Origin of the sequence: Herbiconiux ginsengi (genome assembly GCF_900107435.1) — a bacterium.
Classification (GTDB): domain Bacteria; phylum Actinomycetota; class Actinomycetes; order Actinomycetales; family Microbacteriaceae; genus Herbiconiux; species Herbiconiux ginsengi.
Genome location: NZ_FNPZ01000001.1, coordinates 729,144 through 745,231 on the forward strand (window position 1 = coordinate 729,144; position 16,088 = coordinate 745,231).

Below are 16,088 nucleotides of genomic sequence, written 5' to 3' on the forward strand. Positions count from 1 at the left end.
CTAGTACCCTCGGCCGAGGACATCCGTCACAAGGTCGTCATTCCTCCGTCGACCGCGAACACGGCGCCGGTGGCGAATGCCGACTCCTCGCTGGCGAGGAATACCATGATGCCCTCGAGATCGGCGGGGGAACCGGCACGGCCCATCGGGATGCGCCCGATGATCGCCGCGCGCGCCTCCGGGTCATCGACGATCGCCGACACGAGACCTGTCTCGGTGTAGGCCGGGCCGACGGTATTGACTCGGATGCCTCGACGGGCATATGCCGCGGCCACGGTACGGCCCAACCCGTGTATCCCCGCTTTCGAGGCGCTGTACGCCGTGAAATCAGAGCCTTCTCCCCGCACCGCGGTGGGAGATCCGGTGAGGATGATCGATCCACCCCCGATCTGGAGCATTCCTCGCACGGCATGCTTCACGGTCAGGAAGGTGCCGGTGAGATTGACGTCGATCGTGCGCTGCCAGACCTCGAGGTCGAGGTCGGCGATCTCGGCGTCGTGGCCGAAGAGCTGTACACCCGCGTTGGCTACCACCACGCCGGGCGTCCACCCTGCTTCCGCGAGCTCCGCGAAGGCGGCGGCCACGCTCGCTTCGAGCGAGATGTCCATCGTCACCGCCCTCGCTGACGCCCCGATCGCAGCGACAGCGGCTGCCGCACCATCCGCGTCGCGGTCGGCATAGACGACCCGCGCGCCTTCCGCCACGTACCGGTCGGCGATGGCCCGGCCGATTCCGGTCGCCGCCCCCGTCACGAGAGCCGTCTTGCCTTCCAGGCGCTGGCGCGGGGTCATGCGCTCTCCTCCACTGCGACAAGTCGTACCGCCATGTACTGGCGTGCCGGCAACGGAACCCGGACGACGCCGGTATGCGTGCCGGGCATCCGATCGATCGTCATGTTCCAGGTGTCGACGATGTCGACATGGAACCGTCCTTCCGGCATGACGACGTTGCGGAAACTCGGTCTGTTGAATCCGAAGTACCCGATGAGGTACTTCCCGGCGACACCGCCCCACGGAACGTCCCACTCCGACGGCAGCGGATCGAGGACTCCCGTCGGCGAGGCGGCGAGCACCTCCTCGAGGAAGCGGATGCGCTCCGGGCTCGATCCGATGAGCCGGCCACCCTTCGACCACCAGAGTTCCTCGGCCTCGTTGAGGTAGGTCTCGCCGTGGCCGACGTAGCCGCCACGCACCGCGCCCTCCCAGAACCGCCGGGTCAGCTCCTCGCCCGTCACGTTTCCCCAGCCCTGATCGATGTCGCCTTCGTAGGCGCACTCGTCGATGACGATCGGCTTTCCCCACCGTTCCCGCCAGGCGTCCGTGTTCTCGGCCGTGCGGTAGACGTCGAGACGCTGGGTGCTGCAGTGGGTGATCCACGGCTTGGAGTAGTCGTAGAAGGCGAGGCAGTTGTGGATGGAGTTCAGGTGCCCGTGCGGGTCGTTCGCTCCGACGACCGCGGCGAGGCGCTCCCAGTCGTCGACGGTCTTCGCCCAGAGCAGGTCGTATTCGTTCGCCATCGACCACCACACGTTCGCGGAGGCGGCGAGGCGGCGCACGATGTAGGAGAGGTAGCGGTCGTCGACGGCCGGCCCCATGTCGGCGAAGCCCCATCGGTCGTAGGGGTGGAAGAGGATGAGGTCGGCCTGGATGCCGAGTCGCCCGAGGTCGGCGATGCGCTGCTCCAGGTGCTGGAAGAACCGCACGTCGAAGCGGGTGAAGTCCCACCCCTCCTCGGGCGAGCCCTCGAACGCATAGATCTCCGGCTCGTTCGCGTTATAGAGGTACGACTTCGGGAAGACGCACATCCGCATCTTCGTGAACGGGGCGGCCTCCAGCGTCGCGAGCGTCTCCTCCTCGAGCCGGCGCTCCTGGTTCGTCCAGGCGTACGCGGTCGTACCCAGTGGGCGGTGACGGGTGCCGTCGGCGTGCACGAAGTGGAATCCGTCGGCTCGCACCGGCCCGTGCTCGCCCGGTTCGGGCGCCACGATCGTCAGCGTTCCGCCGATGCCGTCGAGCGACCGGGCGGTCGACCGGGTCTCGAACGACCACTCGCCCTCCTCCTCTGCCAGCAGGCGCAGGAGGTAGCGGCCGTCTCCGTCATAGAACCCGCCCACCTCGAGCGCCCGATCGCCGTGCCGGAACACGGCCGTGAGTTCGACGTCCACGAAGGGGTTCCCGTGAGCGGGTCCGTGGATCACGACCTCGGCCGTGGCCCAGCGCGGAGTCGGGCCAGGGAGCACGACGGCTGCCGAACCACGCGCCACCTCGTCGCCCTCGTAGGCGGCATCCGGCACGATCGCCGAGGGGTACTCGCGGGCCACCGTGCCGTCGACGACCGCAGCGAGGTCCGACCAGAGGGCGGCGAGCAGCTGCTCGTCGTCGCGGGTCGCCGGGTTGATCATGACCACCTGGCCCAGACGGACGCCCATCAGCTGGCCCAGCATGGGCGAGTTCACGAGCCCCGGGAGGTGGCGTTCCAGCACCGCTCGCGCCTCCGCGCTCGCGAGGGCAGCGCCCAGTTCCGAACCCCGGTCAAACATCCGTGCTCCTATCGGTGGAGGTGAGGGCGGCGAGCGCGTCGCCGACGGCGGAGTAGACCTCCGCCGGCGCGAACAGGATCGACTGCCGGAGAGTGCGGCCCTGCACCCATTCGGTCTGCCGGCGGAAGCCGTCGGCGAGGCCCGGGTCGACGGAGGCGATTGCCGCCAGGGTGGCGCGATACGCGGCCGGGTCGTCGATGATCTCCGCCGTGGACGACTCGAGCGAGAGCGACGGTCGCGCAAGGCGCGCCTGGCCGGCCGTGTCGTCGAACACGAACTCGTGCCGTCCCGCGGTCACGACGAATTCGTCCCGCCCCGGAAGAGCGACGACCGCCGAGGTGTTGGCGGGAACGACGGCGGTGACGGTGATGCGATCGCCTGTGCGCGTCCACGACACCGAAGCCTCGCCGTAGGGCGTGCGGTGCCGGGCCTCCGCGAAGTCGAGCTGGCTCAACGGGCGGGGCGCGATCCGCAGCCGGCGGTAGCCCGGCTCCTCGGGACCGAGGCCGGCGACCGTGCGATGCATCCAGTCGGCCACGGCGCCGAGCGCGTAGTGGTTGAACGAGGTCATCTCACCGGGGTTCACGGTGCCGTCTTCGAGCAGCGAATCCCACCGCTCCCAGACCGTGGTCGCACCCATCGTGACCGGGTACAGCCACGAGGGGTTCTCGGTCTGCAGCAAGAGACGGCCGGCCGCGGCCAGGTGGCCTCCGCCGGCGAGCGCATCCGTGACGAGCGGGGTTCCGAGGAAGCCGGTTCCGATGCGGTAACCGTCCCGGCGCACCAGCACGGCCAGGCGCGTGGCCAGTCTCTCACGCACCGCCGCATCCGTCACCAGTCCGAATTCGAGGGCGAGGGCGTAGGCGGTGGGCGCATCGGAGAGCATCCGGCCGGCCGGTGTCACATACTCGCTCCGGAAGGCGGCGCGGGTGCGTTCGGCGGCTGCCGCGTAACGCTCGGCGTCCGCCGTCTCGCCGAGCAGCGCTGCGGAGTCGGCGACGATCTGCAGCGACCGCGCCAGGTAGGCCGTGGCGACGATGTCGGCATCCGCCCGCGCCTTGTCGGGGCGATCGGGGGGCGCCGAGGGGTCGAGCCAGTCACCGAGCTGGAAGGTCCCCGCCCAGAGTCCGGAGTCGCCGGTCTCGGCGAGCACCGCATCAACCCAGTCGCGCATGCTGGAGTATTGCTCACGGAGCACCCCGAGATCGCCGAAGCGCTGGTGGAGCACCCAGGGGACGACCGTGGCCGCGTCGCCCCAGCCGGCGATCGTACCGATGAAGGGCCCAGCCAGCACCGCGGGGACGACCACCGGAACGACCCCGTGGCGGCGGCGCTGCTCCTGAGCGAGGTCGCGGAGCCACGAGGCGAGGAACCCCTCGCAGTCGAACAGGAAGCTCGCGGTCGGCGCGAAGACCTGGATGTCTCCGGTCCAGCCCAGCCGCTCGTCGCGCTGGGGACAATCGGTGGGGATGCTGAGAAAGTTGCCGCGCATTCCCCACACGACGTTCTCGTGGAACCGGTCGAGCAGAGGGTCGGATGACGCGAACCAGCCGGTGCGCGTCAGGTCGGTGTTCAGCACCACGGCGGTCACCGCCGCCGGGTCGACCTCTCCCGGCCAACCTTCGACCGAGGCGTACCGGAAGCCGTGGAAGGTGAAGACCGGCTCCCAGGTGACGGGCCCGCTGCCATCGAGGATGACGCTGTCGGTGGCCTCGGCCGCGCGGAGCGGCCCGACGGCCAGCTCACCCTGCTCGAGCACCTCGGCGTGCCGCAGCACGATCCGGGTGCCGGCCGGCCCGTCGACGGTCACTCGCAGGCGGCCCACGAGGTTCTGACCGAAATCGAGGATCGTGCGCCCGGACGGCGACACGGTGAGATCGACGACCGGCAGCTCGCCGGTGCGGTGCACGGGCGGAGCGATCCGCGCCTCCGGGCGAGGCAGCTCGGTATCGACCACTCGTACGGCGCTCCAGCCGGTGTCGTCGAAGCCGGTGCGCGACCAGCCCGGCCGGTCGAGCCGCAGGTCGTGATGCTCCCCCGCATAGATCCCGCTGTCGGTGACCGGGCCGGTGCCGGAGGCGCGCCACTCCTGACCGGTCGCGACGATCCGGGTCGATCCGTCGGCGAACTCGAGCTCGAGATGACCCGAGAAGCTGGGCTGATCCCCGTAGACGCGCTCCGCGAACCCGTGGAAGCCGTACTTCTCCGTGTACCAGGCGCCGGCCAGCCGCACTCCGATCGTGTTGTCGCCCTCGTGGAGCGAATCCGTCACGTCGATCGTCTCGTGCACCACACGGTCACGGTAGCTCGTCCAGCCGGGGGCGAGGACGCCGGCGTCGACGGGCTCGCCGTTCAGCTCGACCTCCGCGGCGCCGAGGGCGGTGAAGAACAGCCGGGCTCGGCGCAGTCCTGCGCCGACCGGGAACTCCCGGCGCAGCAGCGCGGGCTGGGCCGCGCGATCGGGCTGGGCGAGGCCGATGAGCACGCCCTGCCAGGCATCCGTGAACGCCGCGTCGATGCGGAGCGGGGCGCTCCATCCGGTGCGCTGGCCATTTTCGGCGGTAAGCCGCACGGCGACCTCACAGGACGCCCCCGCCTCGAGAGGGGCGAAGGGCCACGCCACGAGCACACTGTCGGAGCCGTCGAGCAGAACGGTGCGATCGTTGCTGCGCAGCTCCGCGGATGCCTGCACCCAGCCGGGTTCGTCGCTCGCGACGGTCCAGGTCAGGCGGGGAGCCGGCGTGGCGACACCGGCGCTGTCGTCACGGAGCTCGGCCCGCAGCCTCTCGACGACGGCGCTCACGCATCCGTCCCTTCGTAATCGAACCACTCCACCGCGATGGAGCCCTCGAGGGCCACCAGGCCGACCACCCGCCCGGTGAACGACTCCGCGGTCTCCGAGGAGAGGTAGCGACCATCGAGCTCGAGCAGCACCGTGCGGCGCCCGTCGACCACGGCGGCGAGCTCGATGACGTCGGACGTACGAGCCTCGAACGCCTCGCCGTCGGGACGGCGGCTCCGGATCTCCAGTTCGACGATCGCCTCCTCGTACGGCAGCCCGACCACCCGTTCGAAAGAGGGGATCGCACCGCGGGCGACGATCTGCCCCGCCCCGGCGACGATCGAGTAGTGGAATCTCTCGTCGTAACGCACCGCGAGTCCGCCCGCGCCTGCGGAGACGTCGACCCGGGCGCGCACGCTCGCGGTCTGGTGGAGCTGTCGGCGGCCGACGAAGGCCGGCACCAGATCGCTCAGGGTGCTGCCGTCGGCCCGCACGACCAGCGATCCGCCGGAGAGCGCGCACGTCGACTCCGGGGTGCGGCGTACCGCCATCCAGGCGGGATCGAGCTCCGGCGCGTCGAAGTCGTCGCGGAACGAGACGACCCCCTCGCGCGGCGTGAGCTGGACGGGCTCGAACGACGGCCAGCCGTCGGCCCACTCGACCGTCGTCACGAACGTCTCCCGGCCGAGCGCCGAGAACGCCCGGGTCATGCTGCGCGGGCGCACCCCCAGCAGCACGAGGAGCCATTCGCCGTCGGGGCCGAGCACCAGATCGCCGTGACCGGTGTTCTGGATGGGACGGTCTGTTCCGCGAGCGGTGAGAAGAGGATTTCCGGCCGCCGCCTCGAAGGGACCCTCAGGACTGTGCGCCCGCGCGACGCTCACCCCGTGCCCGCGTTCCGTGCCGCCTTCGGCGATCACGAGATACCACCAGTCGCCGATGTGGTAGAGATGCGGAGCCTCGGGGAACTGTCCGCCGACACCCGACCAGATGCTGCGCGGCGTCTCGAGAGCCCGGGCCTCGACGAGGTCGACCTTCGCCTGCAGGAGCCCACGGTGCTGCATGAAGGTCGGCAGGGCCGGATTCACGCGGAGGCCCGAGAAGGTCAGGTAGGCGTTGCCTTCGTCGTCCCAGACCAGATCGGGGTCGATCCCGTCGATGCCGTCGAACACCATGCCGTCGCTCCACGGGCCCTCCGCCCGCTCCGCGGTGAAGTGCAGGGTGCCGCGGCCGAACGCATCCGTGATGACGAGATGGAACAGCCCGTCACGGTAGCGGATGGTCGGCGCCCACGCCCCGCCGGCCGTGGGGGTGTCCTCGACAGCCAGCTGCCCGACCCGGGTGGCGACGGCGCCCACCTGGGTCCACGTCACGAAGTCGCGGGAGTGGTAGATCGGAACGCCGGGAAGGTATTCGAAGGTGCTGGTGGCGAGATAGAAGTCGTCACCCACCCGCACGACGCTCGGATCGGGGTTGAAACCCGGAAGCAGCGGGTTGGGGAGCGTCATACCTCGACCTCCAGCTCGAGAGCGGATGCGAGCGGCAGCTCGACTGCGGAGGTGCCGATCCGCAAGGCGTACGAACCGGGTTCGTACTGCCAGCCGTCGTTCCAGTGCGCGAGCAGGCGTGTGGGCACGGAGACGTCGACCGACGCCGTCCCGCCGGCGGCGACGCGCACGGGCGCGAAGCCCACCAGCCAGCGCACAGCGCGCTCCACGCTCGAGTCGGGCCGCTCGGCGAAGACGAGAACGACCTGTTTCCCGTCGCGCTCCCCGCGGTTGACGACCTCGACGGTCACGACGACGGTCTCGCCGGCGATCGCCGAGGCCGGCGCCGTGACCCCGACGAGGTCGACCGGCGCATAGCCCAGACCGTGCCCGAACCAGTACGCGGGTGCCGCACCGGAGCGGAGCCAGGCGCGGTAGCCCACGTGGACACCCTCGTCGTAGACGAGCGCGCCGTCGACGGGGAGCGTGTCGAGAACCGGCACATCGGCCTGTTCGGCGGGCCAGGTGGTGGGCAGGCGTCCGCCGGGCTCCGAGACGCCGAGCAGCACATCCGCGACCGCATGACCGAACTCCTGACCGCCGAACCAGCCGACGAGAACGGCGGCGACCTCGTCGCGCCAGGGCATGAGCACGGGTGAACCGGCGTTCACGAGCACGACGGTGCGCGGGTTGGCCGCGGCGACCGCACGCACCAGGTCGTCCTGCCGCCCGGGCAGTGCGAGATCGACGCGGTCGAAGCCCTCCGACTCGACACGGGCGTTGGTGCCCACCACCACGAGTGCGACGTCGGCGGCGCGGGCCGTCTCTGCTGCTTCGGCGATGAGCAGATCGTCGTCGACGACCGTCGGGCGTGTGCCGACGTTCAGTGAGAGCGCCCCTGCCAGGGCGTCGTCTCGAGCCGGCGACTCGTAGACGAAGCGGATGTCGACCGGCTGGCCGGCGACGAAGTCGGCGGACACCACCCGGTTCGCCGGCGAGAGGAATGCCGCGCCGAGGTCTTCGCCTTCGGGCACGACCACCTCGTCGATCACGAGTTCTCCGCCGATCCAGAACCTTCCGTGACCGGTGGCCGCGAAGCCGATGTCGACGCGTTCGCTCTGGGCAGGCAGGTAGCGGAACGCCACCTCGACCTCCCGTGCCCGCGCGATCGGGGCGGTTCCGCCGAACCACACGAGCTCGGTGGCCAGCCGGTCTTCGTGGAAGATCTCCTCGCCGTCGCCGTCTCGGAAGCTCACCCGGGCACCCGGAGCGCCCGTCACGGGGTTCGTCATCCGCTCTCGCGGGATGCCGGCGAGGCCGACCTGGTTGATCGCACCGACGGAGTACACGACGTCGGCACCGGGCAGCGCGGCACGAAGACCTTCCAGCGGCGAGATCGTGTGTTCGGGCAGCACCGTCGCGCTCCCGCCGCCCTGGGTTCGCACCACGTCGGCGTTGTTGCCGAGCACCGCGACCCGGCGCAGCTCCGCGGCGGTCCAGGGCAGCTCCCCGCGGTTCTCCAGGAGCACGGCGCCTTCCGCTGCCGCCTCGCGAGCGAACCGGAGGCCGTCTTCGACGTGCACGAGCGGCGTCGGGCCGTGCGTGCCGAGTGCTCCGACCCGCTGGGCGAGGCGGAGTATCCGGCGCACCTTGCGGTCGACAACCCCCTGCGCGATCTCGCCGCGCTCGACAGCGGCGACGAGCGCGTCGCCCCACGGGCCGTCCGGTCCGGGCATCACCAGGTCCTGGTCCGCTCCGGCCGATGCCAGCGACCGCACGGCCGTCCAGTCGCTGACCACGACGCCGTCGAACCCCCACTCCGAATTGAGAGGCGTCTCCAGGAGTTCGCTCTCGGTCGCGGTGACACCGTTGATGGAGTTGTAGGCGCTCATCACGAGCCAGGCCCGCGACTCCACGACCGCCTTCTCGAAGGCGAGCAGGTAGAGCTCGCGAAGGGAGCGATCACTCACCCGCACGTCGACGGTGAAGCGGTCGGTCTCCGAATCGTTGGCGATGTAGTGCTTGGGAGTGGCGCCGACCCCGTTGTCCTGCAGTCCGTTGACGTACGAGGCAGCGAGTTCGCCGGTGAGCACCGGATCTTCGCTGAACGCCTCGAAATGACGCCCGCCCAGCGGCGAGCGGTGCAGGTTCACGGTCGGGCCGAGCACGACGTCGACGCCCTTGCGACGAGCCTCGCACGCCGCGACGGCGCCGTAGCGGTGCGCCATCGCCGGATCGAAGGCGGCCGAGAGAGCCGAGGCCGACGGCAGGTTGAGCGAGGGCGACCGCTCGTCCCACTCCGGTCCGCGCACCCCCGACGGCCCGTCGGAGAGCACCATGCTGCGCAAGCCGATGCTCTCGATCGGCACGGTGCTCCAGAAGTCGCGCCCGGTGAGGAGCGCGACCTTCTCCTCGAGGGTGAGGCGATCGATGGCGGCGTCGAGTTCGCGCTCGAGCTCGCTGTCGGTGGTGATGTCAGTCATGCGTGGTTCTTCCTGGCGGCGCGATGCCGCCGGTCGTGGTGAAGTCGCGGGATCAGAGCGCGCCGGACTGGAGCGCCATCTCGTTCTGCGCGTCGAGCAGGCGCCGGCGGTCGGCACGCCTCTGCTCCTGCAGAGCCGGGTCGGGCACCGGCGCGGCCAGCAGCAGCCTCTGCGTGTAGGGATGCTCGGGGTCCGAGGTCACCTTGTCGCCCGGCCCGTATTCGACGATCTCGCCGTGGTACATGACGGCCACCCGGTGACTCAGATGCCTGACCACGGCGAGGTCGTGCGAGACGAACAAGTAGGCGACTCCGGTGGCCTCCTGGATGTCCTTGAACAGGTCGAGCACCCGGGCCTGCGTCGAGAGATCGAGCGCCGAGACCGGCTCGTCGCAGACGATCAGCTGCGGCGACAGCGCGAGCGCCCGTGCGATCGCGATGCGCTGCCGCTGCCCGCCGCTGAACTCCCGCGGCAGGCGGCCGGCGGCGTTCGAGGGCAGCCCCACCTGGTCGAGCAGAGTGCGCACCCGCCGGGAGGCGTCGGCAGCCGACACCTTCTTCACCCGGAGGGGCTCGGTGAGCGACTGCTCGATCGTGAGCGAGGGGTTGAGCGAGGAGTACGGGTCTTGGAAGACGACCTGGATCTCCTCCGACAGGCGGCGGCGTTCCCGTCGCGAGAGGGTCCCGATCTCGGCGCCCTTGAACCGGATGCTCCCGCCGGTCACCGGGGCAAGGCCCAGCACCGCGCGGCCCAGGGTCGTCTTACCCGATCCGGACTCGCCGACCAGGCCGACGCACTCGCCGGGCAGGATGTCGAGCGACACCCCGTTAAGGGCCTTGAACGGCTTTCGGCGCCAGCCCTTGACGGGGTAGTCGACGTGGAGATCCTCGACCACGAGAAGCGGCTCGGTCATGACGCTGCACCTCCTGCAGGGGCGTGCCGGTCGGCGGCGTGCTCCAGGTGGCCGCGCGCAGCGCCGTCCTCGAGAATCGCGTCGAACAGGGACTTGGTGTACGGATGCTGCGGATCGGCGAAGATCGCCCGCACCGGCCCGGTCTCGACGATCAGGCCGTCGCGCATGACGGAGACACGGTCGCACAGGTCGGCGACGACGCCGAAGTTGTGGGTGACGATCAAGATGCTCACCCCGAGTTCCTTCTGGAGGCCACGGAGCAGGTCGAGGATCTCCGCCTGCACGGTCACGTCGAGGGCGGTGGTGGGCTCGTCGGCGATCACGAGGTCGGGCTCGCACGAGACAGCCCCGGCGATCAGCACACGCTGCGCCATACCCCCGGACACCTCATGCGGATAGGCCGCGTAGGTGCGCTCCGGGTTCGGGATGCCCACCCGTGCCAGCAGCTCGAGGGCCCGCTTCTTGGCATCGGCCGACGAGATCCCCAGCGCGATGCGCATCGGCTCGACCAGCTGGCTGCCGATGGTGAACGAGGGATCGAGGTTCGACATCGGCTCCTGCGGGATGTAGGAGATGCGGCGCCCACGCACCTTGCGCATCTCGGTGTCGCTCAGGGAGGCGAGGTCGGTCCCTCCGAACACCACACTGCCGCCGACGATGCGACCGCCCTCCGGGAGGAGGCGGAGGATCGACCAGGCCGTCTGGGTCTTGCCCGAGCCGGATTCTCCGATCAGTCCGTGCACCTCGCCCTGACGCACCGTGAGCGAGACCCCGTTGACGACCTGCTTCAGGCTTCCGTCGGGCTGGTCGTAGCCGACCACGAGCGAGTCGACCACGAGCAGCTTCTCGCGGGAGTCCGCCGTCGTCTCCGGGTGCACGACCACGTCGGCCGGCAGCACGACGGCGGGTGCCGGGGCGGTGCCGCGCACGCGACGCCGGCGCACCCGAACCCGGCCGCTGCGCTCGAGTTCGTCGCGCAGCGCGTTGGCGAACAGCGCCAGGGCCACCGAGGTGAGGGCGATCGCGACACTCGGCCAGACCAGGAGCACCGGGTTCTTGTACATCCGGGCGAACGCGTCGTTCAGCATGTTGCCCCAGGTGGGCACCGAGGTGTCGCCGAGGCCTAGGAAGTCGAGGCCGGCCTGGATGGCGATGGCGATGCCCATGACGAAGGCGAACTGGATGATGATCGGGGCTCGCACCACCGACAGGATGTGACGGCCGATGATGCTGAAGTCGCCCACGCCCGACACCCGGGCCGCGTCGACGAACAACTCGCCGCGCACGTTGACGACCGCGGTGTAGACGAGACGGAAGAAGGCCGGGGCGAGCAGCACACCGAAGACGGCCATCGCCATCCACAGCGACGGGCCGAGTACGGCTCGGGCGGCGAGCAGCACGACGATGCCGGGCAGCGCCATGATCAGCGAGATCACCCATGAGGAGACGGAGGCGAACCATCTGCCGTAGTACCCGGCGATGAGACCGCCGACCACGCCGAGGATGGCGGCGATCGCCGTTCCGAGCAGGGCTGCGGCAAGGCTGTAGCGCGTGCCGTACAGCAGGCGGGCGAGAACGTCGCGGCCCGCGCCGTCGGTGCCGAGAGGGTGCTCGGCACTCGGGGCGGAGAGCAGGCTCTGGATGTTCGCGAAGTTCGGGTCCTGCGGAGTGAGGAGGGGTGCCAGGATCGCCGCGAGCACGATGAGCCCGAGCACGATGAAGGCGAAGAGGGCGGCTCCGTTGCGGAGGAGACGGCGGGCCAGGTGCGATCGGGCGGCCCGCTCCTCGGTGGCCGTGTCCGGCATGACGTTGGTGATCGATTCGGTCATGAGACACGCACCTTCGGGTTCAGGAAGCCCTGGATCAGGTCGATGAGAAGGTTGACGATCACGACGAGCGCACCCACCACCACCACCAGGCCCATCACCAGGGGCACGTCGCCCTGGGCGGTTGCCGACACCGATATCTGGCCGAGGCCCGGGATCGCGAAGATCTGCTCCACGATGACCGCGCCGCCAACCAGGCCGATGAACTGCACCGCCAGTACGGCGAGTGCGGGGCCGCCGGCGTTCCGCAGCACGTGCTTGTAGACGATCCGGTTCTCCGAGAGCCCCCGGCTGCGCAGTGTGCGCACCCAGTCCTGCCGCTGGGCGTCGATCACCGATCCGCGCACCTGCTGAACGATGGCGGCGATGGCGCCGATCGACAGCGCTGCGATCGGCAGGGTGACCGAGCTCAGCCATCCGGTGAATGAGGCACTCATCTGTACGTACCCGGTGGGCTTGAACCAATGCAGGTTCAGCGCGAAGACGTTGACGAGGAAGATCGCGATGAGGAAGCCCGGGATCGCGAAGCCGAGCACGGCGATGACCTGCACGAGCTTGTCGGCCCAGCCCCGGCGCCGTGCGGCCCAGACGCCGAGCACGGTGGCGATCACACCACTGACGACCGTCGCCCCGATCACGATCGACAGGGTGACTGCGAGGCGCGAGAAGATGGCCTGCTCCACGGACTGGCTGGTGAACCACGATGTGCCGAAGTCACCGGTGAGGGCATGGCCGAGCCAGTCGAAGTACCGGCCGATCACCGGCTCGCTCACACCGAGCTGCTCGTTCTTGAGGGCCACGGTGTCGGCGGTCGCCGCCGGTCCGAGGATGCGCCGGCCGACGTCGCCGGCACCGAGGTTCAAGAGCAGGAAGGCCACGCTCGAGATGACGAAGAGGAGGATCACACCGCTCACGAGGCGGCGGACGGTGAAGCGGAGCAACGGCGGTCCTATCGATCAGGGGAAGCGGGGGTGCCGAGCCGGCGTGAGCGCGGCTCGGCACCGGGTCGGAATCAGCCCTTGGGCGTGATGTTCCAGAGGTACGGGTAGGAGTTGCCCACCTGGACCGTCAGATCCGTGTTGGCGTCGCTCACGAAGTTCAGCTCGGGGCGGAACCAGGGGGCGAACCAGCCCTGCTCGACGATGTACTTGTTGAGCTCCTTGCCGGCCGTCTCGGCTTCTTCCTGCGTTCCGGTCTGCAGTTGGGTGATGTAGCCCTGCACGGTCGGGTCGTCGGTGTGGAAGCCGTTGAACGTCGCGCTCTTGTCGATCGAGAACTGCGCGAGCTGCCAGTCGGTCGGATCGAGCTGCAGCGCCATCAAAGCCACCGGGTACTTGCCGCTGACCAGCGCGGTGATGTAGTCGTTGACCTGCAGGTCTTCGAACGTCACGCGGATGCCCACATCGGCGAGCTGCTGCTGGATGAGCGCGAAGTTCGACGCCCCGAAGCCCGCTGAGCTGGGCATCGTCAGATCGAATCCGTCGGGGTAGCCCGCCTCGGCCAGCAGTTCCTTCGCCTTGGCCGGGTCGTAGTCGTAGGTCTCGTTGAGCGACTCGTCGTAGCTCGGGGAGGTCGTCGGGAAGATCTGCTCGGTCACCGTGCCGTTCCCGTCGGCGAAGGCCTGCAGCATCGCATTCCGGTCGAAGGCGTAGTTGAGCGCCTGACGGACCTTCGGGTCGGCGATCGGCGGGCTCAGGGTGCCGTCGCGGTCGCCGATGATGAGGCCCCACCAGTTGTTCTCGATCGGGCTGAGCGTGTAGCCGGCGGCCGAGATCTGATCGAGGGTGGTGTTGTCGATCGTCGTGGACGCATTGACCTGGCCGCCCTGGATCGCGTTGAGCAGCGAGGTGCTGTCGGCGTAGTAGTTCATGACGACCTTGTCGTAGTGCTGATCGTCAGGGTTCCAGTAGTCGGGATTCTTGTCGAACACGTAGCTGTTGCCGGCCACGGTCTCGCCCACGTTCAGGGTGTACGGGCCGGAGCCGACCGGCACGGTCTCGACGTCGGCGCTCGAGAAGGCCGCGGGGCTCTCCTGCAGTCCGGCGTTCTGGGTGAGGTAGGTCAGCATCGCCGGGTCGGGCGCGGAGAGGGTGAGCTCGACATGGGTGTCATCGATCGCCTTGGCATCGGCGAGATTCACGAGGAACGAGGCGTTCGGCGACGTGCCGTCACGAAAACGGATGAGGTTCTGTGCGGCGGCGTCGGCGTTGAACGGGGTGCCGTCGGTGAACTTCACATCATCGCGGAGAGTGAGCGTGAGCACGGTGTTGTCGTCGTTGTACGACCACTCCGTGGCGAGGTTCGGTTCGATGGTCCCGTCGGCGTCGGCCTTCAGCAGGGAGTCGTAGACCGCTTGCATGTAGGGCGACTGATTGGCCCAGTTGGCGCCCTGAGCAGAAAAGCTGGAGACCGGAGTGATCAGGCCGAGAGTGAGTGTTCCGCCCGACGAATCGGCGGAGTCTGCCGAGCCGGCAGCCGTGCAGCCGGTGAGGGCGAGTGCGGCGGCGGTCAGGATGACAACCGCCTTCTTCCAATGGAACATCATTGTCCTTTCGAGCTGTGCAACCCGTCCGCGGGCCGTCTGGAGTTGGACGATAGCATAAAATCCGAGTGGTTGTGTGGTTTTCAAATATCACGAATCGGATACGCCACGAACGCCAGCCGACGGCCATCGGGCGCCCAACTGTTGACATTGATGGTGCCCTGTCCGCCGAACAGTGTCGCCAGGGTCTCGACGGCCTCCCAGTCACCGTCGCGCACCAGGCGGAGTTCGACCGGGAGGTCGGCCGGGTGTCCGACGGTGCCGGACGGGTAGCTCAAGTAGACGATCGAGCGACCGTCGGGAGACACGTGCGGAAACCAGTTCACCCGCTCATCACAGGTCAGCTGCTCCAGATCCCCACCCCCGGCGGGCATCCGCGCGATCTGGGCATGGCCGTCCTGGCTCGAGAACGCCTCGGTGTTCAGGTAGAGCCAGGCTCCGTCGGGCGAGTACTCGCATCCGTCCGACGACCACGAGTCCGAGGTGAGCGCCACCGACTCCACGCCGCCGGTCTCCAGAACGTAGACCACGCCGTGACCCCAGGCGCCGCCGGGCTCCGCCGCCGGCTGCACCCCGATGTAGGCGAGGGTGGCGCCGTCTGGGCTCACGCCGTGCAAGAAATGCATGCGGCCGTCGTCGTCGGGCGTGAGCCGTCGGGCCGCTCCGCCCGCCAGCGGCACCACGTAGATCTGCCAGTCGTTCGCCGAGACGAACACCTCGTCGGAGACCGGCGAGAGCACGTGGTCGTTGTTGAGATCGGGAACGCCTGTGAGGGAGATGAGTTCCGGAACCGCTCCGGCTTGAGGGCGCAACTGCCACAGCCGGCCGTCGCCGTTGAGCACCAATCGCCCATCCGCCGTCCAGTTCGGGGCCTCGTAGAGCATCTCGGCGCTCTCGTGGATCACCTCGCCGAGGCCCGTGACCGTATCGATCACGATGATCTGGCAGACCTGACCCGCGACGAGCTCGCGCAGATACCGCATCAACCGACCGCCAGCAGTTCTCGGAGGCCGGCCACCACGAGGGCGTGGTCGTCGTCGGAGGAGAGTCCGGATGCGGTCACCGCGGCGACCACCCCAGCGCCGGTCACTCGCACGGGAACCGAGCCGCCGGCCAGCGCGTATTCGGGGAAGGGCAGCCAGCCCATGGCCGCCGGCTGCAGCCCCGATTCGGCGAAGCGCTCCGCCACGAGAGCGCTGCTCGACTCCATCCGGAACACCGTCTGCGCCTTCGCGCCGATCCAGGCCTCCTGGTCGGGGGTCGTCCCCGCGAGGGCTGCGCGGAACAGCACCAGACCAGGCCGGCGGATGTCGATGGCGACGCGATGACCGGCCGTGAGGGCGGCGGCGGTGATGGCGCTGCCCAGCCGCCAGGCGTCGTTGTGGTCGAAGGAGGCGAACACGAGTTCCTCGTGCTGCGCCTCCAATTCGGCGATTCGTTCGGTGGTCATGGTGTCCTCTCGCTACCGCGCGCCGCCCGAGGGAGCGACGCAGCTCGGGCATAACTTATCACTGGT

Annotated in this window: 11 protein-coding genes; all 11 read right to left on the bottom strand. The window is 69.3% G+C overall.

The window, feature by feature from the left end:
• Positions 1 to 26: 26 nt before the first annotated feature.
• Complete coding sequence (locus BLW00_RS03530; RefSeq protein WP_092549248.1) at positions 27 to 791, bottom strand: SDR family NAD(P)-dependent oxidoreductase; 765 nt, start codon at positions 789 to 791, stop codon at positions 27 to 29.
• Positions 788 to 2,539 carry a DUF5605 domain-containing protein gene (locus BLW00_RS03535; RefSeq protein WP_092549251.1) on the bottom strand — a complete coding sequence of 584 codons (1,752 nt, stop codon included), beginning with the start codon at positions 2,537 to 2,539 and terminating at the stop codon, positions 788 to 790. The genes BLW00_RS03530 and BLW00_RS03535 overlap by 4 nt, the downstream gene beginning before the upstream one ends.
• A complete protein-coding gene (locus tag BLW00_RS03540) occupies positions 2,532 to 5,342 on the bottom strand; it encodes an alpha-L-rhamnosidase (protein WP_092549254.1) in 2,811 nt (936 codons plus the stop codon). The genes BLW00_RS03535 and BLW00_RS03540 overlap by 8 nt, the downstream gene beginning before the upstream one ends.
• On the bottom strand, positions 5,339 to 6,829 hold the full coding sequence (locus BLW00_RS03545) for a glycoside hydrolase family 43 protein (RefSeq protein WP_092549257.1): 1,491 nt from the start codon (positions 6,827 to 6,829) through the stop codon (positions 5,339 to 5,341). Before BLW00_RS03545 ends, BLW00_RS03540 begins: the two co-directional genes overlap by 4 nt.
• Positions 6,826 to 9,291, bottom strand: a complete 2,466-nt coding sequence (locus tag BLW00_RS03550; RefSeq protein WP_092549260.1) for a glycoside hydrolase family 3 protein — start codon at positions 9,289 to 9,291, stop codon at positions 6,826 to 6,828. The genes BLW00_RS03545 and BLW00_RS03550 overlap by 4 nt, the downstream gene beginning before the upstream one ends.
• A gap of 52 nt (positions 9,292 to 9,343) precedes the next feature.
• A complete protein-coding gene (locus BLW00_RS03555; protein ID WP_092549263.1) occupies positions 9,344 to 10,204 on the bottom strand; it encodes an ATP-binding cassette domain-containing protein in 861 nt (286 codons plus the stop codon).
• On the bottom strand, positions 10,201 to 12,033 hold the full coding sequence (locus BLW00_RS03560; protein WP_092549266.1) for a dipeptide/oligopeptide/nickel ABC transporter permease/ATP-binding protein: 1,833 nt from the start codon (positions 12,031 to 12,033) through the stop codon (positions 10,201 to 10,203). The genes BLW00_RS03555 and BLW00_RS03560 overlap by 4 nt, the downstream gene beginning before the upstream one ends.
• A complete protein-coding gene (locus BLW00_RS03565) occupies positions 12,030 to 12,971 on the bottom strand; it encodes an ABC transporter permease (protein WP_092549269.1) in 942 nt (313 codons plus the stop codon). Before BLW00_RS03565 ends, BLW00_RS03560 begins: the two co-directional genes overlap by 4 nt.
• 71 nt (positions 12,972 to 13,042) lie before the next feature.
• A complete protein-coding gene (locus BLW00_RS03570) occupies positions 13,043 to 14,572 on the bottom strand; it encodes an ABC transporter substrate-binding protein (protein ID WP_245741237.1) in 1,530 nt (509 codons plus the stop codon).
• An 83-nt stretch (positions 14,573 to 14,655) separates the two neighbouring features.
• On the bottom strand, positions 14,656 to 15,555 hold the full coding sequence (locus BLW00_RS03575) for a TolB family protein (RefSeq protein WP_092549275.1): 900 nt from the start codon (positions 15,553 to 15,555) through the stop codon (positions 14,656 to 14,658).
• Positions 15,555 to 16,022: a heme-degrading domain-containing protein gene (locus BLW00_RS03580; RefSeq protein ID WP_092549278.1), complete on the bottom strand. Its 468-nt coding sequence runs from the start codon at positions 16,020 to 16,022 to the stop codon at positions 15,555 to 15,557. Before BLW00_RS03580 ends, BLW00_RS03575 begins: the two co-directional genes overlap by 1 nt.
• Positions 16,023 to 16,088 lie beyond the last annotated feature (66 nt).

Excerpts from the sequence above, each read along its gene's own strand:
- BLW00_RS03555 (WP_092549263.1), bottom strand. The coding sequence starts at position 10,204 with ATGACCGAGCCGCTTCTCGTGGTCGAGGATCTCCACGTCGACTACCCC.
- BLW00_RS03570 (WP_245741237.1), bottom strand. The coding sequence starts at position 14,572 with ATGTTCCATTGGAAGAAGGCGGTTGTCATCCTGACCGCCGCCGCACTC.
- BLW00_RS03530 (WP_092549248.1), bottom strand. The coding sequence starts at position 791 with ATGACCCCGCGCCAGCGCCTGGAAGGCAAGACGGCTCTCGTGACGGGG.
- BLW00_RS03560 (WP_092549266.1), bottom strand. The coding sequence starts at position 12,033 with ATGACCGAATCGATCACCAACGTCATGCCGGACACGGCCACCGAGGAG.
- BLW00_RS03545 (WP_092549257.1), bottom strand. The coding sequence starts at position 6,829 with ATGACGCTCCCCAACCCGCTGCTTCCGGGTTTCAACCCCGATCCGAGC.
- BLW00_RS03580 (WP_092549278.1), bottom strand. The coding sequence starts at position 16,022 with ATGACCACCGAACGAATCGCCGAATTGGAGGCGCAGCACGAGGAACTC.
- BLW00_RS03575 (WP_092549275.1), bottom strand. The coding sequence starts at position 15,555 with ATGCGGTATCTGCGCGAGCTCGTCGCGGGTCAGGTCTGCCAGATCATC.
- BLW00_RS03535 (WP_092549251.1), bottom strand. The coding sequence starts at position 2,539 with ATGTTTGACCGGGGTTCGGAACTGGGCGCTGCCCTCGCGAGCGCGGAG.
- BLW00_RS03550 (WP_092549260.1), bottom strand. The coding sequence starts at position 9,291 with ATGACTGACATCACCACCGACAGCGAGCTCGAGCGCGAACTCGACGCC.